The sequence below is a fragment of the Sulfurospirillum diekertiae genome, from assembly GCF_002309535.1.
Lineage (GTDB): Bacteria > Campylobacterota > Campylobacteria > Campylobacterales > Sulfurospirillaceae > Sulfurospirillum > Sulfurospirillum diekertiae.
Map to the genome: position 1 here is coordinate 1,311,350 of NZ_CP023275.1, position 21,194 is coordinate 1,332,543.

The window sequence follows — 21,194 nt, forward strand, 5'->3', positions numbered from 1 at the left end:
CTTTTTGTTTAACTATTAAGACATAGTGTGTTATATTTCGTTATCTTTTATCCAAAGGGTTATTTATGAAAGTTGCATTAGTTTGTCAATCGCTATTGCTAAGTCGCGCACTCAAAAGTTTTTTAGGCGATTTAGTTGTTCCTTACAAACAGTGTGATTTTGTCATCAGTGATAAAAAAATTGAACTTGATAAACCTATTTTTTATATTTCCTCTAATGATGGAAATTTAATTATTCCTTTTTCCAAATCCTCTTTACTCATTGAGCTTGATAAATTTTTTCAACGCTTGATTATGTTCCAAGGCAACGTAGATGACATGATGCCTCCATCTAAACATGCATTTGATTTAGAAGAAAAAATTACGGTTTTAACCGAAAAGTTCAGAGAAGAACTGATCCAAACCATTCGAGGGTATTATGGCAATTAAGCCTCTTTTTACAACCATTAGTGCAGGTAAATATAAAGGTAAAAAGATTATGCTTCCTTCTCTTGAGAGTACACGAAGCACCAAAGCAATTCTCAAAGGTTCTCTCTTTGATAGTCTTCAATACGACATTGTGGACGAAGTATTTGTTGAAGTATTTGGAGGAAGTGGTTCAATGGGCTTAGAAGCGTTGAGCCGTGGAGCCAAACAAGCCTATTTTATTGAAAAAGATAGAGCAGCATTTTCAGTGTTGAAAACTAATTGTAAAGAAATTGATGAAAAGCACACGACACCGCTGCAAGGTGATAGTTTTTTACTCTTTCCAACACTCCTTTCTACCCTTACATGTAAAGCCTATTTTTATTTTGATCCACCTTTTTCTATTCGCGATGGGATGGAAGATATTTACCAAAAAGTACTCGCACTTATTGCTTCGATTCCTTCTCAAATGGCTCATTTGATTGTGATTGAGCATATGAGTAGTTTCATCCTTCCTGAAGCAATTGGGGCTTATGCACTACAAAAAACTAAAAAATTTGGGAATAGCGCTTTGAGCTATTATCGTTCAAATGAAAACTAAGACATTTATTAGTGATATTTCTGGTAAATCATTTCCGCTAACGGAGCGGATATCCTCTAAAGCTATTCGAGGCTCCATTTTAAAATACATTCAAGAGGCGAATCCCTCTTTTAATGAACAAAGTTATTTAGCCAATACGGAACTCAATATTTTTCGGGAAAAATATATTACAGATTATTTGACCCAAGAGTTAGGTCAACTTTCTACATTAGAACACAAGGTTATCGACTCCTTTCAAAATCATTCTATTCTGACCGATAATATAGAAGACGATGATAAAACTACTTTGAGTTTTGGGCAGAGGATAGCCGATAAAGTGGCTACTTTTGGTGGAAGTTGGACATTTATTATTTCATTTTGTTCTTTTTTAATGATCTGGATTTTAGTCAATGTCTACTGGTTTCATAATCAAGGGTTTGACCCATATCCTTATATTCTACTCAACTTGATTTTATCGTGTATTGCTGCATTACAAGCTCCTGTTATTATGATGAGTCAAAACAGGCAAGAAGAAAAAGACAGAATTCGTGCCAAAAACGATTATATGATCAACCTTAAATCCGAACTTGAAATTCGCATGCTTCATGAAAAAATAGACCATCTTATTATGCATCAACAAGAAGAACTCCTTGAAATTCAGAAAGTTCAAATTGATATGATGGAAGATATTTTACAACGCGTTAATCAAAAATAACTCTTGGAACATTAATTGCTTTAGAATTGGCATGAATGTCAAATTTAAAGGAAATTGATGAAGATCGTTAAACTATCTTTCGTATTAATTTCAGCGCTCAGTACGCTTTATGCCCAAAGAATAGGCGATATTGCTAATGTTATTGGTGTGCGTGATAACCAATTAATAGGCTATGGTCTTGTTGTCGGTCTTAATGGTACGGGCGATGGTTCCTCTTCACAGTTTACTTTGCGTTCACTTTCTAATCTTTTGCAAACAGTCAATGTGAAGATTGACCCTGCTGACATTAAATCCAAAAACGTTGCCGCTGTTCTTGTGACGGCTAAACTACCCGCTTTTGCGAGACAAGGTGATAAAGTGGATGTTTCTGTCTCATCTATTGGCGATGCAAAGTCATTACAAGGTGGCAATCTGATCCTAACACCCCTTAAAGGTGTGGATGGCAAAATTTACTCTTTAGCCCAAGGTTCACTCACCATTGGTGGTATGAATGGTAAAGAAAAAGGACAACTCAACCATCCTGCTTCTGCCAATATCTTTGGTGGAGCGATTGTAGAGCGTGAAATCGAAAATAACCTGCATGACCAAGAGTATGTGAACCTCTCACTCAAAGAGGCAAATTTTAACACAGCAGTGTCAATTCAAAATGAACTCAACAGAAAATTTGGCAAAAAAGTGGCGGTAGCTACGGATTCAAGAACTATTCGTATGATGCGCCCTGAAAATTTGACCACGGTTGAATTTTTAGCGAAAACATTGGATGTTGATGTGAAGTATGAAAAAGAAGACAAAATTGTCATTGATGAACGCACAGGAACCATTGTTTCTGGTGTCAACATTAAAGTTGATCCTGTTGTGGTAACGCATGGTGACATTACGATTAAAATTGAAGCCAGCGATGTACCGCTTGATGATAAGAGTGTAGATATTGGTGGTGATGTACAGATTGCCAGCACTGAAAATCGTATCAAGATTAAAAAAGAGAGCATGACCGTTGCTAATATTGCACGTGCGCTTACAAAGCTTGGTGCAAAACCAAAAGACATTATTTCAATTTTGGAAAATATTAAACGCTCAGGTGCTATTACAGCTAGTTTGGAGATCATCTAATGCAAACAACCGATAGCAGTGTAGCACTTATCAATGCCAATTATAGTGGGGCTATCAAACACGTTGATTCCAATGCTAAAAATGATGCAGCCCTCAGAGAACAAACCGATAAATTTGAAGCTTTTTTTGTGAAACAAATTCTTGATATTGCTATCAACAGTGAGGACAACAATGAAAATAGTCTTTTCCCGAAAGATGCGGGTGATAAGATTTATAAGTCGATGTATAACGATACTATGAGTAATGCTCTAAGTGGAAAATTAGGATTAAGCGAGATGTTATTTACATATTTAAAAGAAGGTCGTTAAAGTTTTATCATTTTGGACGATATGGTAGTTAAGAACTTCCAAACCAAAAAAGGGTTTAAAATGATTTCAAAAATTCAGACGTCCAATATGGCGTATATACAACAAAGTGCCCCCAAAGATGACTCATCTAAAGGGATAACTAAAACAGAAAAAACTGAAGGTGTAGATAAAGTCTCCGCACTCAAAGAGCAGATCGCAAATGGAACTTATAAAGTCGATCTAGCAAAAACTGCTCAAGCAGCCGCGGAAGAGTTGATCTAAATCCTTACATGTAAAAGGATCATACGATGTTGACACACTACTTACACAATGCGATTAAAGATATTGAAAACCTCATTGAACAAACACACAAAGATATAGCAGCTATTAAAGTCGCAAATCATAGTGAGGTTTTTGAGAGAGCAAAAATTAAAAATGATCTAATTCAGTCTTTTGAAACGAAAAAATCTCTTTTGGACAATGAATTGATGAAAATGCTCAAAGAGAGTGGAAAAACATCGCTTGAAGAGTTATTGAGTGTCGAACAAAAAGAGCTTTTGGCGCAAATGAAAGTGAAACTCTCAGAGTTAAAAACGTGTAATAAACAGTATGCAAAGTATGTTGTCACCATTAGTCAATTTTACAATGTTTTACTTGATAGTATCTTTCCAAGAGATATGGAAGGTTATAAAGTCGCGGATCATCAGCCAGCTTCTTTACTCAAAGTTAGGGCTTAAGTTATGAGTAACTTATTTGGGATTTTAAATACAGGTAATTCTGGATTAAATGCCGCTCAAGTCGCTGTAGCAACCACGAGCCAAAATATTTCTAATGCTCAAAATACTTTTTATACACGCCAAAGAGTGAGTTTTAGTGCAAGTCCTGCACTTAATTCTCAAGGTGTGAGCGTAGGCTCTGGTGTCACCGTGACATCTATTGTGCGTATTCATGATGAATTGGTTTTTTCGAAGCTAAGAAGCGCTGCTACAAATCTTTCATACGATACAAATTCATCTCAATCACTTCAAGAAGTCGCAAAATATTTTCCAGACTTAAGTGATGCAGGTATTGCAAAAGATTTAACATCGTACTTTACGGAATGGAATAACCTTGCATCCAATACCACGGCTGGTTCTCAAAAAATAGCATTAGTGCAAGCTGCTTCAACTTTAGGAGGAGATATCCAATCAACCAGAGAAACGATCCGAAATCTCCAAGACTCTGTGAATACACAGCTTAAAAGCACGGTTGATGAAGTCAATAGTATTGGCCAGCAAATGGCTGACGTTAATAAACAAATTGCTACCATTGAATCTCAAAAAGGCAACTATGCCAACGATCTTCGCGATAAACGTGACCAATTAGAACTGACACTTTCAAATCTTGTTGGTTTTTCTGTTTCAAAAGGTAATCTCATCAGTAATGATAGTATTGATGCCAATATGACAGATACAGGAACACAGTATTATCTCAATATTGCAGGAGCAACGCTTGTGGATGGTTCAACGTTCCATCCGCTTGTGATAGACAATAGTTCTAATGGAAGTAGTTATTACTCTATTTATTCTGAAATTCAAGATGGTACTCGTTATAACTTAACGGAACAGTTATCGGGTGGTAAAATTGGTTCGATGCTGGATCTTAGAGGTCGTGTGATTGATCCTTCTGTTAATGGAGGCTATCCGCAAGATGGTACGATTCAAAGTTATATCAACAATCTTGATACTTTTGCACAAAGTATTATCACAGAAACGAACAATATTTATGCAAATAGCGCTCAAAAAAGTATGCAAACACCTAATTTAGACCTCAAAAGTAATACGTCTTTGCAAAATGCCTATAATAACGTTGAAAATGGTAGTTTTGATATGATTGTTTATGATAGCGCAGGTAAAGAAGTTGCTCGCAAAACAATTACTATTGACAATGCGACAACTATGGGTGATGATACTTTCTCAAAAAGTATATTAACTCAAATAAATACAAGCACCGATGATAATAAAGATAATAATTCACTCAATGATGTGGATGACTATTTTAAAGCAACATTTGCGGATAATGGAGCATTTTCTCTTTCGCCTACAATCAATAATAACGGTTATACGATTGCTATTCAAGATAAGGGAACAAATTTCCCTGGTGCTGTGGGTATAAGTCAATTTTTTACAGGTACAGATGCTTCGAATATTGATGTCAAAGCAGAATATAAAAAAGATTCTTCATTAATACAAGGCTATGGTGCACCAATCAGTGGTAATCAGGATGTTGCTAATGCTATGTTACAGTTGCAATACAACAAAATCAATTTTTATGGAAAAAGTGGATCGGTATCGAGTGATACGATTTCAGGGTATTACAGCGCTGTTACGACCAAAGTAGCAACAGATGCATCAGCAGCTACATCCAGTTATGATACAAATGAAGCACTGTATAATACAATTAATACACAATTTCAATCCATTAGTGGTGTTAATAAAGATGAAGAGCTGGCAAATTTAATACAATACCAAAAATCATATACGGCAGCAGCAAAAATTATTACAACCATTAATGAAATGTTAGATACTCTTTTAGGCATTAAACAATAGTGAAAAAATTTCCTTTTTTGAGCACTTCCATCTTGGTGCTCATTTTCCTATTTTGTTTTGTATTTCCTTCTTTCTATGCAGGATCAGCATACGATCTGAATCCTTCTGTAATTTTATTACCTCCCAGTTACGAGCATCTTTTAGGCACGGATAGATTAGGGCGTGATCTTTTTGCCCGCTTGATGATAGGAGGGCAAGTCTCTTTGATTATTGGTGTCTTAAGCGCATTGATTTCTAGTTTAGTGGGACTGATGATTGGTATTAGCGCGGGATTTTTCCAAAAAAGTGTTGATAAGCTTATTATTATCGTGATTGATCTTTTTCTAACGTTTCCGACATTTTTTCTTCTTTTAGCATTGATTAGCTATATGAGCGCTTCGGTGTGGGTGCTTATTTTTATTATTTCCATTACAGGATGGATGGGAATGGCAAGGATGATCCGCTCAGAAAGCTTTGCTATTTCGAATGCTCCATTTATTAAAATTTTAAAACTATCCAATGTGAACACATTGAAAATTATTTTTAAGTACTTCGCTCCATTACTTGCACCTATTTTTTTTATTAGTTTTACTTTTGGTGTCAGTGGAGCCATCTTAGCGGAGAGTGGGCTTAGCTTTTTAGGTATTGGCATTACGCCTCCACAAATGAGTTGGGGTGTGATTATTAGTGAAGGGAAAGAGGTCATAGATATTGCATGGTGGCTTAGTTTTTTTCCAGGTTTTTTGATCTTTTTAGTTACTCTTTCGCTCATCAATCTCTCTGATTATTTACAAAGCAAGAGTAATGAAAAAGATATTTTAAATGACATTTGATCAAATTGCAAAACGCCTCAAAGAAGAAGCTCTTAAACGTAATCATAGAGAAGAAATATCCTTAGATCGACCTGATCCTTTAATGATTGCTTCCCGTTATAATGATGAATTTAGTGCGTTAGTTTGTGCACTGTTCGCGTATGGTAATGTTCCAGCAATCATAAAATTTTTGGAAAGTTTAGATTTTTCACTCTTAGATAGTGATGAAGACACGATTCAAAAAACACTAGCGCATCATTATTATCGCTTTCAAAATTCTCAAGATATTCAAGCCCTGTTTATCACATTGAGTCGTCTAAAAAAAGAAGGTTCATTGGAGTCTATTTTTGTCTTAGCGTATCAAAAAAGTGCCAATGTTATGGATGGGTTACGTGCTTTAATTGCAATGCTATATGATTTGAATCCTTACCGTTCACGTGGCTATCAGTTTTTATTGGGTACAATACCTTCTATAAACCCACACTCCCCTTATAAACGATGGCATATGTATCTTAGATGGATGGTTCGTAAAGATCATCTTGACCTTGGTCTTTGGCAGGGCGTTAATACCAAAGATTTGCTCGTACCACTTGATACTCACACCTTCGCATTGGGTAAGAAATTAGGCTTAATTCAGCGAAAATCCTATGATTTTAAAGCTGTATTAGAGTTGAGTGAGGCATTTAAAAAAATTGATCCAAGTGATCCTGTCAAATACGATTTTGCACTCTATCGCTTAGGACAAGAGAAAATTTTTCTTTAAGGTTTAGAATGAATATAAAGTATTGGCTCCCTAGGAGTTTTACTGTTTTAAGGGAGGGTTACTCTGTTGCAAAGTTATCGTCTGATATTGTAGCAGGCTCTACCGTTGCGATTATTGCATTGCCTTTAGCAATGGCTTTTGCAATAGCCAGTGGAGTTAGTCCAGAAAAAGGATTGTTTACAGCGGTTGTCGCAGGAATTATCATCTCTCTCTTTGGTGGGAGTAGGTACCAGATTGGAGGTCCTACGGGGGCTTTTGTTGTGGTACTTTATGCGGTTATCTTAAAACATGGATACGACGGTTTAGTCATTGCTACATTTTTAGCAGGTATCATGCTCTTTTTTATGGGAGTCTTTAGACTTGGTAATATTATCAAGTATATTCCTTATCCTGTTACAGTTGGTTTTACCACAGGAATAGCGCTGATTATCTTCTCTTCACAGATCAAAGATTTTTTTGGTCTTCCTATTGCCAAGATGCCAGCAGAGTTTATTGATCAGTGGAAGCTTTACTCAACTGAGTTTTTACATGTAAACTATTACGCACTTGCAGTTGGTGTTGTAAGTATTGCACTGTTGATCAAATTACGCCATCGGTTTCCTCATATTCCTACACCTATTATTGTCATTATTCTTTCAGCTTGTGCGGTGTATTTTTTCAAACTTCCTGTGGAGACGATTGGCTCTAAATTTGGTACACTCCCTTCTACGTTACCCTATCCATCGATTCCTGCGTTTTCGCTAGAAAAAGTGCGTGCTGTTTTCCCAGATGCTATTACCATAGCGCTCTTAGGCGCCATTGAATCACTGCTTTCGTGTGTTGTAGCCGATGGTATGACAGGAGATCGTCACCACTCTAACAAAGAACTTATGGCTCAAGGAACAGCTAATATTGCCTCAGTTTTGTTTGGTGGTATTGCTGCTACAGGTGCGATTGCAAGAACTGCTACGAATATTAAAGCAGGTGCATATAGTCCTATCGCAGGGGTTGTACATTCACTTATGTTACTCATTTTTATGTTTTTATTTTCTAAATTTATTGTGCTAATTCCTTTAGCAACATTAGCCGCTATCTTAATTGTTGTTGCATGGAATATGAGCGAATTTCACCATTTTAAAGCCATTGCTCTTAAATCCGAACGTAATGATATCGTTGTGCTTTTAATGACTTTTTTTCTCACGGTTTTGATTGATCTTAATACCGGTGTACAAACAGGCATTATGTTGGCTGGACTGTTATTTATTAAGCGTATGATTGATGTGACAGGAATAGTGGATACTAAAAATACGATTGGAATGCCTTTAGATGAGGATGATGAGCCTATAGAAGTTGAGGATACTAATGCTATCTCTAAAAAAATTGTTCCTAAAGATGTTGAAGTGTATGAAATTGATGGACCTTTCTTTTTTGGCGTTGCAGATCGTCTCAAAAACGTGCTTAGTGAAGTGAGCGAGCCACCTAAAGTCTTTATCTTGCGTATGCGCCATGTCCCTATGATTGATGCAACGGGACTTCATGCGTTAGATGAATTTTTTGATCTTTGCCAAGGCAATGGAACGATTCTTGTACTTTCAGGAGTTAATGAGCACATTAAGCTTAAAATACGCCGTCTTGGATTTGAGAAAAAAATAGGGATAGAAAATATCACAGATAATATTGATATGGCACTTAGCCGTGCTCATAGATTATTAGAAAAGGAGTAAATAGATGCCTTATGTTAATATCAAAATCACCAAAGAGGGTGCAACAAAAGAGCAAAAAGAAGAGCTTATTGCAGGAGTCACGAACCTTTTGGTCAGTGTGCTTGGTAAAAATCCAGCCACAACAGTTGTTACGATTGACGAAGTGGATATGGATAATTGGGGAATTGGTGGGCAACAGGTCAGCGAACTTCGCAAAAAGCCGAAGCCTTAAACTACTATTAAATGATTTATCGGTACAATCACGCAAATTATTAACGAAGGAAATGTGTAATGGGCGAAATGTTTACATTTTTAGGTCTTATTAACCACACTCATGACTTCATCTTTGTATCACATGTTCTATTAGTGGGTGTTATCAGTCTTGCCTTGGCAAAACTAGCAACTTCTAAAATGCAACTGGTACCAAGTGGTGTTCAAAATGTCATGGAAGCATATCTTGAGAGTGTCGTCTCTATGGGTAAAGACGTCATTGGAGAAGAATTGGCGCGTAAATATCTACCATTAGTAGCCACTATTGGTTTGATGGTATTTATTGCAAACGTTATTGGTATTATTCCTGGTTTCGAATCACCTACCGGTAACCTCAATATGACTTTAGCACTTGCTTTGATGGTGTTTGTCTATTATAATTACGAAGGTATCCGTGTAAACGGTGTTGTGCATTATTTTGCGCACTTTATGGGACCATTGAAAGTTTTAGCACCTTTGATGTTTCCTATCGAAGTTGTTTCTCACTTTTCAAGAATTGTCTCTTTGACATTCCGACTTTTTGGTAATATTAAAGGTGATGATCTTTTCCTTGCAGTTGTCTTGATGCTTGCACCATGGATAGCACCACTTCCTGCATATGCGCTTTTAACATTTTCTGCATTTTTGCAGACATTTATTTTTATGATCTTAACATACGTTTATCTTGCAGGTGCAGTTCTAATTAGTGAAGAGCACTAAAAAGCCTTCTCTTGTTGCAACAACGAATGCGTTTTGAAAAACTCCTCAGCCTATTGCAAGGTGCCTCTTGGGCTCTTGCAATCGCAGGCGGAGGTTATACTTTCCTCCTTTTCCTTCCTTTTGGTTTTATCATTGCTTCCATTATCGCGCTTTTTATCTTTCTTGCAGGTTGCTTTTTTGCCATTATATGTGAGATGGCACAGCTTCAGTTCGATAAACTAGATGAGCTTAAAAAGCAGACGCATCTTTTAGAAAAACTTTCTCTCAATGATCAAACACTATCTCATCACTGATCCTGCTTATTATACTTCCAACCCAGAAGAGGTTATTCAAAAACTTTTACATGTAAAGGCAAAATATCAGCCTGACTATATCTGTCTACGCGATAAAATAACGTCTGATTATGCCTTACTTGCCAGAGCTGTTGTGAAGAGTTCTCTTCAAGATGAAAAAACAAAGCTGTATTTACATACCGATTTTAGATTAGCACATGACTTAGGTTGTGATGGCGTGCATTTGCCTTCTAATGCGCTAGATGTTATTGAAAAAGCTAAAGCATTAGGTTTAGAAGTAATTGCTAGCACACATACGTTTGAAGAGGGGAAAAAAGCTGAAAAAAGAGGAGCGGATGCCATCACGTTTAGTCCAATTTTTGCGACGCCTAATAAGGGAAAACCGCTTGGTTTAGAGAAGTTAAAAGAAATAAATGATAGAATCAACATTAAATGTTTCGCGCTTGGTGGCATCATCAACATGGAGCAAGTGAAAGCTTGTGAAGAGGTTGGCGTGTACGGTTTTGCCTCAATTCGCTTTTTTTTAGATTAATCCAAAGGGAAGTTAATGAAATTTGAAGTCGTTATTGGACTAGAAGTTCATGCTCAATTAAACACTAAAACCAAGATTTTTTGCAGTTGCCCCACCAGTTTTGGCGACGAACCAAACACCAATGTGTGTGAAGTCTGCCTAGGCCTTCCTGGATCTTTACCTGTCTTAAATAAAGAAGCGGTGAAAAAAGCCATCGCACTTGGTACGGCTATCAATGCAACCATCAATCAAAAATCTATTTTTAACCGTAAAAACTACTTCTATCCCGATCTTCCAAAAGGGTATCAAATCAGTCAATTTGAAATACCAATCGTAGAAGCGGGTGAAATTTATATTGACTTTGAAGATGGTTCAACCAAACGTATTGGAGTAACTCGTGCGCACCTTGAAGAAGATGCAGGTAAGAACATCCATCATGGTAGTGTCTCTCATGTGGATTTAAATCGCGCGGGTACGCCGCTTCTTGAGATCGTGAGTGAACCCGATATGAGAAGCTCTGAAGAGGCAATTTTGTACCTTAAAAAACTGCATGCCATTTTACGCTACCTCGACATTAGCGATGCCAATATGCAAGAAGGAAGCTTCCGTTGTGACGCTAACGTTTCCATTCGTCCTAAGGGCGATACTAAACTTTATACCAGAGCTGAGATTAAGAACCTAAACTCATTTAAATTTATACAAAAAGCAATTGATTATGAAGTAGAACGTCAAAGTAATGCATGGGAAGATGGTGTATATGAACGGGAAGTGGTTCAAGAAACGCGTCTTTATGATATTGATAAAGACGAAACACGCAGTATGCGTTCTAAAGAAGATAGCGCAGAGTATCGTTATTTCCCAGACCCAGACTTATTGCCAGTTTTGATTCCTGATGATATGCTTTCAGAATGTATCAAAATTCCAGAACTTCCCGATCAAAAGCGTGATCGTTTCCTTAAAGAGTATGGTATTAAAGAGTACGATGCCAATGTGATTACATCCAGTGTTGAAATGGCTCAATTTTATGAGACGATGATCCAAGAGGGTGCAGGAGCGAAGAACTCTGTAACATGGCTTACTGTAGAGCTTCTGGCACGTTTGAGTCATGGTCTAACCCTTGCAACTTCTCCTGTGGATGCACTAAAACTAGCCTCTATTGTTAAGCGTATTGAAGATGACACTATTAGCGGCAAAGCAGCAAAAGAGGTACTTGATTATTTAATGCAAAACAGTACCAATGTCGATGATGCCATTGAAAAGCTTGGACTGAAACAAGTGAGTGATGATGGTGCAATTTTGGCGATTATTGATGCCATTATCAGTGCCAATGCGGATAAGGTAGCAGAGTATAGAAGTGGTAAAGATAAACTTTTTGGTTTCTTTGTGGGGCAAACAATGAAAGAGAGCAAAGGGACTGCAAATCCTACAAAAGTGAATGAACTTTTAAAATCTAGACTTGATGTATAAGCAGGTGTTGGCGTGAGCATAGCAGTTATTGGAGCCGGGAAATGGGGACAAGCACTTCAGTTTGCTCTCTCTCGCAATTTTACATGTAAGATTACTTCACGTCAACACAAAACTATTGAAAATTTTGTAAGCCTTGAAGAAGCACTTGCCTGTCAATATCTTATTTTTGCACTTCCTGCACAAGTAGTTCGAGGTTGGTTGGAAACGCATTTTAATTTTAATGGTCAAAAGATTTTGGTTGCAGCTAAAGGAATTGAGCAGGGAAGCGGGGCATTTTTAAATGAAATTTTTGCTAATTTTGTTCCTGAAAATCATCTCAGCTTCCTCTCAGGTCCTTCCTTCGCAAGCGAAGTGATGCAAGGGCTTCCTACCGCTCTTGTCATCAACTCTACTCATGAAATACTGGCTAAAGAGTTCGCTTCATTTTTTCCTTCATTTATCAAAACTTATACTTCGAAAGACGTTATTGGTGCAGAAGTGTGTGGTGCGTATAAAAATGTTCTTGCCATTGCCAGCGGTATTTGTGACGGATTGAAGTTGGGTAACAACGCAAGGGCTAGCTTAATCGCACGAGGACTTGTCGAAATGCGCCGTTTTGGTAAGTATTTTGGAGCACAGGATGAAACTTTTTTAGGTTTAAGTGGAGCAGGGGATTTGTTTTTAACAGCCTCCAGTACACTCTCTCGTAATTACCGTGTGGGTCTTTTTTTAGCGGAAGGTAAAAAACTTGAAGATATTTTGATCGCTCTTGGAGAAGTTGCCGAGGGTGTTTTCACATCGGAAGCCATTTTTGAGCTCTCCTCAAAACATACTATTTATACACCCATTGCACATGAAATAGCATTGATCCTCAAAGGCAAAGAACCTCGTATCAGTGTTAAAGATTTATTGGCTGATTGATGATGTTTAAGCTTCTCCTCTCCTGCTTTTTCCTTTCGACACTCATGTACGCAAAAGCACCTTCGTTAGAAGAGATGATTGCTCAGATGATTGTGATTGGTTTTGAAGGCACTAAAGAAGGCGATAAATGGGTGGATCAGATTGCAAAAGATATTAAACGCGAAAAAATTGGCGGTATTCTTTTAACCGATAAAAATATCCAAAATCCATCACAACTTAAAAAACTCAATGATTATTTGAAAGCGGAAGCACCCAAAGGGTTGCCACTGATTGTTGCTGTCGAGCAAGAGGGCGGCGAAAGCAGTGTTTTAAGTACGAAAAAAGGATTTAATGAAATTCCTTCTGCTGCTAAGCTCTTCAAAACAAAAGATATCGCAGAAGCAGAAGAACTCTATAAAAAACTGAGCAGTGATCTTTCAAAAGCGGGTATCAATGTAGACTTTGCACCGGTTTTAGATCTTCAGTCCAAACGTGATAATCTTGATAGCCCTAAGGTACAACGTAGCTACTCTAGTTATGAGGAAATTGTGACAACCTATGCAATGCTTTTAATTAATGCTCTCCATACTGATGGTGTGACGCCTGTTGTCAAGTATTTTCCTACGGCGGGTGCTAATCTTTGGAATAATTTTTCCAGCGAAGAAGATATAACGAATACATGGCGCTTCGAGCAGTTAAAACCTTATTATGATCTGATTGCTTTTGGGAAAATGGATGCTGTTTTGATGTCCCATGTGTTACAAAAAGAGATTGATCCTAAAAACCCTGTACTTTTTTCAAAATCTGCTATTCAAGGGTTACTGAGAGATAAAATGCACTTTGAGGGAGTCGTATTCGCTGATAATTTCCGCACAAGCTCTATTTCCAACAGTATTGATTTTAAACAGCGTATTATTCGCAGTATTGATGCAGGCGTTGATATTTTAGTTATTCCTAACTATTTTTCTGAAAATGCGAGTACTCCTTTGACGATTCAAAAAATTATTACAGATGCTATTAAAAGTGGTGAGTTAAGCGAAGAGCGTATAGCGCTTTCCTATGAGCGTATTAATCATTTCAAACAAAAACTATTAAAGAGAGGAAGCCATGTTAATTAAAAATGCTTTAGTACACACGAATGAGGGACTTATTCCTAAAGATGTACTGATTAAAGAAGGTAAAATTGTTTCAATAGCACAGAATCTTGCCACTTCTTTAGATGATGAAGTCATTGATGCAAATGGGCTTTACTTACTTCCAGGACTCATTGATCTTAATGTACGTTTTGCAAACAGTACTCTTAATAAAGAACATATTGATAAACTCTCTTTTAGTTGCCTTAAAGGCGGTGTTACAACCGCAGTGGTCATGTCTGATTTTACACCACGGCTTGATAGTGCCACGCTTTTAGAATTAGTTAAATTTAAAATTGACCAAGCCAAAATAAATCTTCATATGAGTGCTCCTTTGGCAGATGAAAATGAAGACCAGCTACATAATATAGCAACGCTTCTCAATAACGGTGCCGCAGCCATTTTGGCAGATTCACATCGTAATGCTAACCTTTTACGACGTGGTATGCAATATGCCATTATGAAAAAAAGACCTCTTTTTGTGCAATGCTATGAACCAAATCTTGATGATAATGGTTTAATGAATGATGGCTTTAGTGCTTCAAAAATGGGGCTTTCAGGTATTTCAAAAATCTCTGAAACTGCTGAAGTGGCTAAAGTTTCAGAAATGGCACATTCTTACGGTGCTAAAGTGGTGTTAAAATCACTTTCAACCAAACGTTCCTTAGAGATCGCCAAAGCGCATAAAGCACTTAAATCAGACCTTTATGCAGAGGTTTCAATTCATCATCTTGCCAAAAATGATACCAGTTGTGATGGCTTTAACACCTATGCTAAATTGATGCCACCCCTTCGCGAAGAAGAGGAGCGCAAAGCTTTAGTGGGCGCGTTGAAAGAGGGAATGGTTGATATTTTAACATCAGCACACTCTCCCAAATCAATTCTCTATAAAGATGTAGCGTTTGAAGATGCGGCCTTTGGTATTGGTTCCATTGAAGAGTTCTTAACACTGGTATACACCTTTCTCGTTAAAAATGAAGTAATTGATTTAGGTGAGCTCATTCGTATTTGTTGTGTGAATCCTGCTCACGTGTTAGGCTTAGAGCATAAGGGTTCGATTCAAGAGGGGTTTGACGCTGATTTAGTGCTGTTTGATCCTAAAGAGAGCTACGAGGTGACCAATAAACACTCACTCTATTTGGGTGATACGCTCTATGGAAAAGTGAAAAAAGTAATTGTCGGTGGAACATTACTGTTAAACCAGTAAATTCTATATTATGACTCAATCAGTAAAATACCTTTGAAAGATAGAGCCCACACGCTGGAATCAGTGTTGTGGACACTTTCATTTTCCGTTCTCGTTGGGCTATCACATCGTCTAATAAGAGTTCCTGCGTACACACTTTGAGTAAACTACCGCACATCATTCGTACTTGTGAACGCAAAAAAGCATCTCCTAAAAAATAGATAATAATCAAATTTTTATACCGATAAGCACCTGCTTTAAAGATCGTACGTTCGTCTTTGGTTGTACCGCCACCCAGTCTTTTAAAGTATTCGAAGTTATGAAATCCCACAAAAACTTGTGCATATTCATTGAGTTTTATCACATCAAGAGCTTTTACATGTAAAGCATAATTGGCTAAAAATGGCTGATACGTACCATCGTAAAGTACGTAACGATAGAGTCTTTTTTTCGCATTAAAGCGGGCATGAAAGGACGTGTCAACGGGAGTGATACTTTGAATAAAAATATACGGAGCTAAAAAACCATTCAGATGCGATTGAAGTTTTTCAAGATCAGTCCAAAAAGCTGGAAGGTCTATATGCAGAACTTGATGTGTTGCATGCACACCCGTATCGGTACGCCCACTTCCAACAACCGTGGCATTAATATTGACACGTCGAAGCGCACGGGTAATTGCTCCTGCAACGCTTTGGCATGCCTTGGTCTCATTCTTTTGAATTTGAAAGCCAACAAAAGCGCTTCCATCATAGCTGAGAGTGATTTTAACACGCATAAGAGTTTAAAAGATGGCACGAATGCGTTTTTGATATATGATGTAAGCAATGAAAAAAGTAAATACAAAAACAATAATCGGTGAAAATTGTGGTTGCCATGTTGAGACTAATGTTGTTAACAGAAGATATGTTGAGATTGTGACAAACATAGCAATGTAAATACCGCTTTTATTATAACGATAGGTCACAATACCAATGCTCAGTGCAATCAATGTTGAAGCAACAGGGAAGAGGGCTATGAGGAGGAAAAACGCAAGGTCATACGCACGTCTTTGGTCAACAAAAACACCACTCCAATACTCTTCAATACTCTGAATTGCTCCAACAGGTGTTTTTGGATTAGAATTAAGATGCATCTCTTCAAAATTGATTTGTTGAATGGTGTCTTTTGAAAATTCAAAAACCTTACCTTTATCAAGATTCAGTCTCAAAATGCCTTTTTCATTATCGATCGCTGCTGTGGTAGCAACGATTAGTTTTTCATTTTCATTTTCCATAGGTGCTTGGTAGAGTGTAACCCCACTGTAGAGTTTAGTGTCATCACTGTGTTCAATGTAAACGAGCCAATCAGCGAATTTTTGACCAAATTCATTGGCTTTGATATTAAATTTAGCTTCTGCTTTTTTGTATTCAATAAAATTGTTATTCAGTTGCTTTGAAATAGGAATCAGCACAAAAATATCCAGTAAAAGCACCAAGGAGAGCCCTGATGCAAGTGCTAAAAAGAGTTGCGCTATTTTTTTAGGATTGTAGCCAAGGGTAAAGAGTACAATGGTTTCATTCTCTTTTGAGAGATTAAAAAGGGTAATACACAGTGCGATAAAAAAAGTGATGGGAAGTGTGTAAACCATCGTTCTTGGTAAAAGGTAAATATAAAGCGTGCCAAGTTCCAAAAAATTCATCTTAATAATCGCAGTAAGCGCTGCAATCTTAATAAAGAAGACGACGGAAGTGATAAAAAATAGAATAAAAAATAGAGAGCTAAAGAGCTCACTGAAGTGTTTTAAAAGATAACGACTGACTCTATTCATAGATAAATTCCATTACATGTAAAATTGGTAGATCAAAAAACCACGTGATTAAAAGTCCTAAAGAAAGAAAAGGGATAAAAGGCAATTCATACCCACGTTTACGTACGATAACAAAAGCGACAAGAGCAATTACGGCAGCTAGATAAATTGCCACAAGCCCAAGCTTAATACCAAGAAGTGCTCCTATGATACCCGCGATAATACTATCTGCTTCACCCATGGCCTCTTTTTTTGTGAGGGCAGAAACGAGAAAGCGTAGAAGTGTAAATGCTCCCATCAATAAAAGTCCATTTTGAAATGATTGCAACGGTATTGCGGTACAAAAGGCAATCAAAAGTGCTGGTAAACTTAAGCTATCAGGAACGGCTTTATAGCGAAGATCAATAATACTAAGCGCAAGTAAAAGTGCAAAGACAGAACCCACCAAAAGGGTTTGTGTAAGATTTCCTAAATGAACATAACAGAGTGCATACATTAGCGCTGAACCAAGCTCAACGAGGGGATATTGCATAGAAATTGAACTTTTGCAAAAAGCACATTTTCCCCGTAGTGCGAACCATGAAGCAAGGGGGATGTTGTGATACCATTTAAGCGGATGCAAACAGTGCGGACAGTGTGATGCAGGAAGTGAAATGCTCTCCCCTTTGGGCAAACGCAAAATGGCAACGTTAAGAAACGATCCAATGCAGAGTCCAAAAAGTGTGATTAAAATAACTTCCATGCCTTACTAGCCCTTTAAATCTAATACTATATCACTCAGATCAAAAAGAGGTGAAATCTCTTCTTGCAGAGTAATGTGTGTAATCATACCCAATTTAGGGCTCTCTTTTTGCAAATAATGGAAACTTTTTTCATACATGGTAGCTATATGAAGCTCTGTTGGGCTTAAAACTCCCCGTAAGGGTCCAAGATGATCCAATGCCATGTAAAACAAAAGTGTTCCATCGCCTTGAACTTGGAATTGCAACAAGACTTTTCTACCATCATGAGACAAAGGAAGATGAATCGTAGCTTTTGAAAGGGCGAGTAGCATATAGCTTAACGTTTTAAACAGTGTTTTAGAGATGGAATCATCGCTCAGTTGCTTGAGTAAAAATGCTTTAAAATCACTGTACGAAAATGTTTTTGAGTCAAAAAAATGCTTATAATCAAGTGGTAAAAAATACTCATCCTTTTCAAACAGTTGAGGCTGTTTATAAAGCGCTGAGATGGTAAGAATACCCCCTTGTTTTTCTGAGAAGTTTGCCCAATATTTTTGTCCCTCTTTGAGGTTTTTACTGCTTTTTGTTGTCAGCTCTTTTCGTCCAAGTTTTAGACGATAACGTGTGGAATCGATCTGTTTCATCACTTCAATACTGACAGGTAAATTGGCATTAAAATTAATACTTGAACTACTGGTATGACCGATGTCTGAGCCAAGACCCGCTAATTTTTGAAGTGTAGAGATCATAGATGGCTACAGTGCTCCACAATCTGTTCAGCAATTTCAAATTTACCGGCAAGTGAAAATTTTTGGACATGAGAGGGCGTAATAAAACTGATCTCATTCTTAGTGCTTCCAAAGTTATTTTGATCTTTTAAAACATTGAGACATACAGCATCCAACCCTTTTTTCTCTAGCATTTTTCCTGCATTTTCAAGTGCTTTGCTTTCGTCTACTTCTGCTTTAAAGCCAATAACTTTAAAATCGCGTTTGGGAAGAGTAGAGAGGATATCGACATTGCGTTTAAGCTCTAGGCTGTAAATTTCACCGAGTTCCTCTTTTTTGAGCTTACCTTCATGTACGTTAATGGGAACATAATCACTGACAGCTGCCGCCATCAGCAAATAAGGTGTTTTATCGTTTTTAGTGACATATTGCATTTGGGAGAGGAGGGCACTTTGAAGCTCGGCGGTACTCTTTACATGTAAAGTATTGATAGCATTAATTTGCGGTGTTTCCCCACTGCTAATCAGTGTTACATTAGCCCCTCTGAGGTAAAAAGCAAGGGCGAGCGCTGAAGCTTGTTTTCCACTGGAAAAGTTGGTGAGGCATCTAACATCATCGATCTTTTCCATCGTGCCACCACCGGTGATAATGACTTCCCTTTCGCTCCAAAAGGCCTCTTTTAGTAGCAGCTTTGCACAGTGATAGAAAATTTGTTCAATGTCCGCTAATGCACCCACTCCTTCATCATTGCATGCCAACAGTTTGGACTGAGGCGCAACCATTTCGTATCCAAGTGAGGTGAGCTTTAGAAGGCTCTCTTGTGTGATGGGGTTGAGCATCATATTGGTGTTCGCAGAAGGGGCTAGGACGATGGTTTTGGTAAAGGCAATCGCCGTTTGTGTGAGAAGATTGTCCGCAATACCGTGTGCTAGTTTATTGATGGTATTCACGGAAGCGGGAGCTATGACAAAAAGATCGGCCCATTTGCCCGTATGAATGTGGCTCAGCCCCTCACTCCAGCTCTCTGTCTCTACATGTAAAACCTTGTTTTGACTGATAGTCTCAAAGGTAAGAGGAGCAATAAAACGTTTGGCATCTTCACTCATCAGCACCTTAACCTCAGCACCCGCTTTAATAAAGAGGCGAATCAGCTCTAAAGCTTTGTATATGGCAATGCTTCCCGTAACGCCTAAAAGGATTTTTTTCCCTGCAAGTTGGTTATTTCGCATCTTTTTTCCCGAAAAATTTGTAGAAGAATCCCTCAACAATTTTAAGGGGTTCACGGTTGATCGCAAGAGCACCTTTGGGGATGTTTTTCGTCACAGTGGTACCTGAAGCAATGAGCACATCATCTTCGATCGTCACAGGTGCCACCAGTTGGCTATCACTACCCACAAAGACGTTTTTACCGATGATCGTTTGGTATTTGCTTTTACCATCGTAATTACATGTAATGGTTCCACACCCAATGTTGGTTCCCTCACCAATGATCGCATCGCCTAGGTAGCTTAGATGTCCTGCTTTAACGCCTTTGAGCGTTGATTTCTTGACTTCAACAAAGTTTCCGATGTGTGTATTTTCGATATGTGAGTCAGGTCGAACACGCGCCATCGGTCCAATGTCAGAGTTTTTGATAACACTTTTTTCAATGACCGAATGTGCTTTGATGTGCGCATTTTCAAGCACGGTGCCTTTAAGTAAAGTCACACCGTTTTCAAGTTTGCATTCTCCGCTCATCTGCACATCTGTTTCAATGTAGATGGTGTGAGGTAAGCGCATACTCACCCCTTGCTCCATAAAACGGCGTTTAATGCGCTCTTGCATGAGCTCTTCCGCTTGGGAGAGATGGTACTTGGAGTTGACACCCATAAAGGTTGCTTCATCGACGAACAGCGCTTTAACACTTTTTTTCTCGGCATTGGCTAAAGCAATAAGGTCGGTGATGTAATACTCTTTTTGGCTGTTGTGATTGGAAAGCTTTGGAAGATTTTCGTTTAAAAAGTTGGTTTTAAAAAGATAAACGCCTGCATTGACCGCCGTTACTTTTTTCTCTTCCGCACTAGCGTCTTTCTCTTCAACGATCTTTTGCACGTTTAAAGACTCATCCATGATGACACGCCCATAACCAAAAGGTTCTTTACATGTAAACGCACTCATTACAACGTCCGCATCCAAATATGTAAAATTTTGCATATTTTGAGCTTCCAAAAGTGGCATATCGCCATTGAGTACGAGTAAATGCTCATATTTTGGTTTTACGCCACGAATTGCACCGCCCGTACCTGGGAAGTTTTGATGGTCTTGTATGCTATAGTGGATATTGGAAAAGTAACGATTCATTTTTTCTTGGACAAGGTCTGCTTGGTGGTATAAAATGACATGAATGTCGTCACTGACCTTTTGAGATTCTTTGATGATGTGATACAGCATTTCAAAACCGCTGATCTCATGAAGGACTTTAGGTAAGCTTGATTTCATCCGTGTTCCAAGCCCAGCAGCCATAATTGCAATCGAAATATTCATAAAGTGTGTTCCTAACAATCAGATGAAATCTATTTTAACGAAAAGTTGTTTAAAGATTAAAACGTTTTTAACGCAAA

At 37.9% G+C, this 21,194-nt stretch carries 25 protein-coding genes; 19 read left to right on the forward strand and 6 right to left on the reverse strand.

Annotated features, from left to right (window positions below):
- The first annotated feature begins 65 nt into the window (after positions 1-65).
- The 19 genes from SJPD1_RS06770 to SJPD1_RS06860 are packed head-to-tail and all read left to right on the forward strand — an operon-like array spanning position 66 to position 15,379.
- On the forward strand, positions 66-428 hold the full coding sequence (locus SJPD1_RS06770; RefSeq protein WP_096046542.1) for a hypothetical protein: 363 nt from the start codon (positions 66-68) through the stop codon (positions 426-428).
- Positions 418-1,005, forward strand: coding sequence for a 16S rRNA (guanine(966)-N(2))-methyltransferase RsmD (gene rsmD / locus SJPD1_RS06775; RefSeq protein WP_096046543.1), 588 nt, complete (start codon positions 418-420; stop codon positions 1,003-1,005). The genes SJPD1_RS06770 and rsmD overlap by 11 nt, the downstream gene beginning before the upstream one ends.
- Positions 995-1,699 (forward strand): DUF1003 domain-containing protein, encoded by a 705-nt coding sequence (locus SJPD1_RS06780; protein WP_096046544.1) that lies wholly within the window; start codon positions 995-997, stop codon positions 1,697-1,699. Before rsmD ends, SJPD1_RS06780 begins: the two co-directional genes overlap by 11 nt.
- 57 nt (positions 1,700-1,756) lie before the next feature.
- The gene (locus SJPD1_RS06785) at positions 1,757-2,809 is read left to right on the forward strand and encodes a flagellar basal body P-ring protein FlgI (RefSeq protein ID WP_210394422.1); all 1,053 of its coding nucleotides are present in this window, start codon (positions 1,757-1,759) and stop codon (positions 2,807-2,809) included.
- Complete coding sequence (locus SJPD1_RS06790; RefSeq protein ID WP_096046546.1) at positions 2,809-3,117, forward strand: rod-binding protein; 309 nt, start codon at positions 2,809-2,811, stop codon at positions 3,115-3,117. The genes SJPD1_RS06785 and SJPD1_RS06790 overlap by 1 nt, the downstream gene beginning before the upstream one ends.
- Positions 3,118-3,177: 60 nt before the next feature.
- A complete protein-coding gene (locus tag SJPD1_RS06795; RefSeq protein ID WP_096046547.1) occupies positions 3,178-3,378 on the forward strand; it encodes a flagellar biosynthesis anti-sigma factor FlgM in 201 nt (66 codons plus the stop codon).
- Between the two features lie 26 nt (positions 3,379-3,404).
- Positions 3,405-3,833: a hypothetical protein gene (locus SJPD1_RS06800; protein WP_096046548.1), complete on the forward strand. Its 429-nt coding sequence runs from the start codon at positions 3,405-3,407 to the stop codon at positions 3,831-3,833.
- A 3-nt stretch (positions 3,834-3,836) separates the two neighbouring features.
- Positions 3,837-5,684, forward strand: coding sequence for a flagellar hook-associated protein FlgK (gene flgK / locus SJPD1_RS06805; RefSeq protein WP_096046549.1), 1,848 nt, complete (start codon positions 3,837-3,839; stop codon positions 5,682-5,684).
- The gene (locus tag SJPD1_RS06810) at positions 5,684-6,496 is read left to right on the forward strand and encodes an ABC transporter permease (protein WP_096046550.1); all 813 of its coding nucleotides are present in this window, start codon (positions 5,684-5,686) and stop codon (positions 6,494-6,496) included. Before flgK ends, SJPD1_RS06810 begins: the two co-directional genes overlap by 1 nt.
- Complete coding sequence (locus SJPD1_RS06815; protein ID WP_096046551.1) at positions 6,486-7,238, forward strand: TIGR02757 family protein; 753 nt, start codon at positions 6,486-6,488, stop codon at positions 7,236-7,238. Before SJPD1_RS06810 ends, SJPD1_RS06815 begins: the two co-directional genes overlap by 11 nt.
- 8 nt (positions 7,239-7,246) lie before the next feature.
- On the forward strand, positions 7,247-8,941 hold the full coding sequence (locus SJPD1_RS06820) for a SulP family inorganic anion transporter (RefSeq protein ID WP_096046552.1): 1,695 nt from the start codon (positions 7,247-7,249) through the stop codon (positions 8,939-8,941).
- Positions 8,942-8,945: 4 nt separating this feature from the next.
- The gene (locus SJPD1_RS06825; protein WP_087438542.1) at positions 8,946-9,152 is read left to right on the forward strand and encodes a 2-hydroxymuconate tautomerase family protein; all 207 of its coding nucleotides are present in this window, start codon (positions 8,946-8,948) and stop codon (positions 9,150-9,152) included.
- A 59-nt stretch (positions 9,153-9,211) separates the two neighbouring features.
- The gene (locus SJPD1_RS06830; protein WP_087438543.1) at positions 9,212-9,889 is read left to right on the forward strand and encodes a F0F1 ATP synthase subunit A; all 678 of its coding nucleotides are present in this window, start codon (positions 9,212-9,214) and stop codon (positions 9,887-9,889) included.
- A 14-nt stretch (positions 9,890-9,903) separates the two neighbouring features.
- A complete protein-coding gene (locus SJPD1_RS06835; protein ID WP_226372265.1) occupies positions 9,904-10,182 on the forward strand; it encodes a hypothetical protein in 279 nt (92 codons plus the stop codon).
- Positions 10,157-10,714: a thiamine phosphate synthase gene (locus SJPD1_RS06840; protein WP_096046554.1), complete on the forward strand. Its 558-nt coding sequence runs from the start codon at positions 10,157-10,159 to the stop codon at positions 10,712-10,714. The genes SJPD1_RS06835 and SJPD1_RS06840 overlap by 26 nt, the downstream gene beginning before the upstream one ends.
- A 15-nt stretch (positions 10,715-10,729) precedes the next feature.
- Entirely contained in the window at positions 10,730-12,160 is a 1,431-nt protein-coding gene (gene gatB / locus SJPD1_RS06845) for an Asp-tRNA(Asn)/Glu-tRNA(Gln) amidotransferase subunit GatB (protein WP_096046555.1), read from the forward strand.
- 12 nt (positions 12,161-12,172) lie between these two features.
- A complete protein-coding gene (locus tag SJPD1_RS06850) occupies positions 12,173-13,060 on the forward strand; it encodes an NAD(P)H-dependent glycerol-3-phosphate dehydrogenase (RefSeq protein ID WP_096046556.1) in 888 nt (295 codons plus the stop codon).
- Positions 13,060-14,157: a glycoside hydrolase family 3 N-terminal domain-containing protein gene (locus SJPD1_RS06855; RefSeq protein WP_226372266.1), complete on the forward strand. Its 1,098-nt coding sequence runs from the start codon at positions 13,060-13,062 to the stop codon at positions 14,155-14,157. The genes SJPD1_RS06850 and SJPD1_RS06855 overlap by 1 nt, the downstream gene beginning before the upstream one ends.
- The gene (locus SJPD1_RS06860) at positions 14,147-15,379 is read left to right on the forward strand and encodes an amidohydrolase family protein (protein ID WP_096046558.1); all 1,233 of its coding nucleotides are present in this window, start codon (positions 14,147-14,149) and stop codon (positions 15,377-15,379) included. The genes SJPD1_RS06855 and SJPD1_RS06860 overlap by 11 nt, the downstream gene beginning before the upstream one ends.
- A gap of 19 nt (positions 15,380-15,398) precedes the next feature.
- Here the strand turns inward: SJPD1_RS06860 and truA are convergent, their stop codons facing one another.
- The 6 genes from truA to glmU are packed head-to-tail and all read right to left on the reverse strand — an operon-like array spanning position 15,399 to position 21,117.
- Positions 15,399-16,133, reverse strand: coding sequence for a tRNA pseudouridine(38-40) synthase TruA (gene truA, locus SJPD1_RS06865; RefSeq protein ID WP_096046559.1), 735 nt, complete (start codon positions 16,131-16,133; stop codon positions 15,399-15,401).
- 6 nt (positions 16,134-16,139) lie between these two features.
- The gene (locus SJPD1_RS06870; protein ID WP_096046560.1) at positions 16,140-17,165 is read right to left on the reverse strand and encodes an LptF/LptG family permease; all 1,026 of its coding nucleotides are present in this window, start codon (positions 17,163-17,165) and stop codon (positions 16,140-16,142) included.
- Positions 17,158-17,886, reverse strand: a complete 729-nt coding sequence (locus tag SJPD1_RS06875) for a prepilin peptidase (RefSeq protein WP_096046561.1) — start codon at positions 17,884-17,886, stop codon at positions 17,158-17,160. Before SJPD1_RS06875 ends, SJPD1_RS06870 begins: the two co-directional genes overlap by 8 nt.
- Positions 17,887-17,892: 6 nt before the next feature.
- Positions 17,893-18,615, reverse strand: coding sequence for a hypothetical protein (locus SJPD1_RS06880; RefSeq protein WP_096046562.1), 723 nt, complete (start codon positions 18,613-18,615; stop codon positions 17,893-17,895).
- Complete coding sequence (gene coaBC, locus SJPD1_RS06885; protein ID WP_096046563.1) at positions 18,612-19,823, reverse strand: bifunctional phosphopantothenoylcysteine decarboxylase/phosphopantothenate--cysteine ligase CoaBC; 1,212 nt, start codon at positions 19,821-19,823, stop codon at positions 18,612-18,614. The genes SJPD1_RS06880 and coaBC overlap by 4 nt, the downstream gene beginning before the upstream one ends.
- Complete coding sequence (gene glmU / locus SJPD1_RS06890; protein ID WP_096046564.1) at positions 19,813-21,117, reverse strand: bifunctional UDP-N-acetylglucosamine diphosphorylase/glucosamine-1-phosphate N-acetyltransferase GlmU; 1,305 nt, start codon at positions 21,115-21,117, stop codon at positions 19,813-19,815. Before glmU ends, coaBC begins: the two co-directional genes overlap by 11 nt.
- Positions 21,118-21,194 lie beyond the last annotated feature (77 nt).

Coding starts and splice junctions, on each gene's coding strand:
- SJPD1_RS06830 (WP_087438543.1), top strand. CDS start 9,212: ATGGGCGAAATGTTTACATTTTTAGGTCTTATTAACCACACTCATGAC.
- SJPD1_RS06840 (WP_096046554.1), top strand. CDS start 10,157: ATGATCAAACACTATCTCATCACTGATCCTGCTTATTATACTTCCAAC.
- SJPD1_RS06855 (WP_226372266.1), top strand. CDS start 13,060: ATGATGTTTAAGCTTCTCCTCTCCTGCTTTTTCCTTTCGACACTCATG.
- SJPD1_RS06875 (WP_096046561.1), bottom strand. CDS start 17,886: ATGGAAGTTATTTTAATCACACTTTTTGGACTCTGCATTGGATCGTTT.
- SJPD1_RS06825 (WP_087438542.1), top strand. CDS start 8,946: ATGCCTTATGTTAATATCAAAATCACCAAAGAGGGTGCAACAAAAGAG.
- SJPD1_RS06770 (WP_096046542.1), top strand. CDS start 66: ATGAAAGTTGCATTAGTTTGTCAATCGCTATTGCTAAGTCGCGCACTC.
- SJPD1_RS06780 (WP_096046544.1), top strand. CDS start 995: ATGAAAACTAAGACATTTATTAGTGATATTTCTGGTAAATCATTTCCG.
- SJPD1_RS06880 (WP_096046562.1), bottom strand. CDS start 18,615: ATGATCTCTACACTTCAAAAATTAGCGGGTCTTGGCTCAGACATCGGT.
- SJPD1_RS06790 (WP_096046546.1), top strand. CDS start 2,809: ATGCAAACAACCGATAGCAGTGTAGCACTTATCAATGCCAATTATAGT.
- SJPD1_RS06800 (WP_096046548.1), top strand. CDS start 3,405: ATGTTGACACACTACTTACACAATGCGATTAAAGATATTGAAAACCTC.
- SJPD1_RS06815 (WP_096046551.1), top strand. CDS start 6,486: ATGACATTTGATCAAATTGCAAAACGCCTCAAAGAAGAAGCTCTTAAA.
- SJPD1_RS06860 (WP_096046558.1), top strand. CDS start 14,147: ATGTTAATTAAAAATGCTTTAGTACACACGAATGAGGGACTTATTCCT.
- SJPD1_RS06785 (WP_210394422.1), top strand. CDS start 1,757: ATGAAGATCGTTAAACTATCTTTCGTATTAATTTCAGCGCTCAGTACG.
- glmU (WP_096046564.1), bottom strand. CDS start 21,117: ATGAATATTTCGATTGCAATTATGGCTGCTGGGCTTGGAACACGGATG.
- rsmD (WP_096046543.1), top strand. CDS start 418: ATGGCAATTAAGCCTCTTTTTACAACCATTAGTGCAGGTAAATATAAA.
- SJPD1_RS06820 (WP_096046552.1), top strand. CDS start 7,247: ATGAATATAAAGTATTGGCTCCCTAGGAGTTTTACTGTTTTAAGGGAG.
- gatB (WP_096046555.1), top strand. CDS start 10,730: ATGAAATTTGAAGTCGTTATTGGACTAGAAGTTCATGCTCAATTAAAC.
- SJPD1_RS06795 (WP_096046547.1), top strand. CDS start 3,178: ATGATTTCAAAAATTCAGACGTCCAATATGGCGTATATACAACAAAGT.
- coaBC (WP_096046563.1), bottom strand. CDS start 19,823: ATGCGAAATAACCAACTTGCAGGGAAAAAAATCCTTTTAGGCGTTACG.
- truA (WP_096046559.1), bottom strand. CDS start 16,133: ATGCGTGTTAAAATCACTCTCAGCTATGATGGAAGCGCTTTTGTTGGC.
- flgK (WP_096046549.1), top strand. CDS start 3,837: ATGAGTAACTTATTTGGGATTTTAAATACAGGTAATTCTGGATTAAAT.
- SJPD1_RS06870 (WP_096046560.1), bottom strand. CDS start 17,165: ATGAATAGAGTCAGTCGTTATCTTTTAAAACACTTCAGTGAGCTCTTT.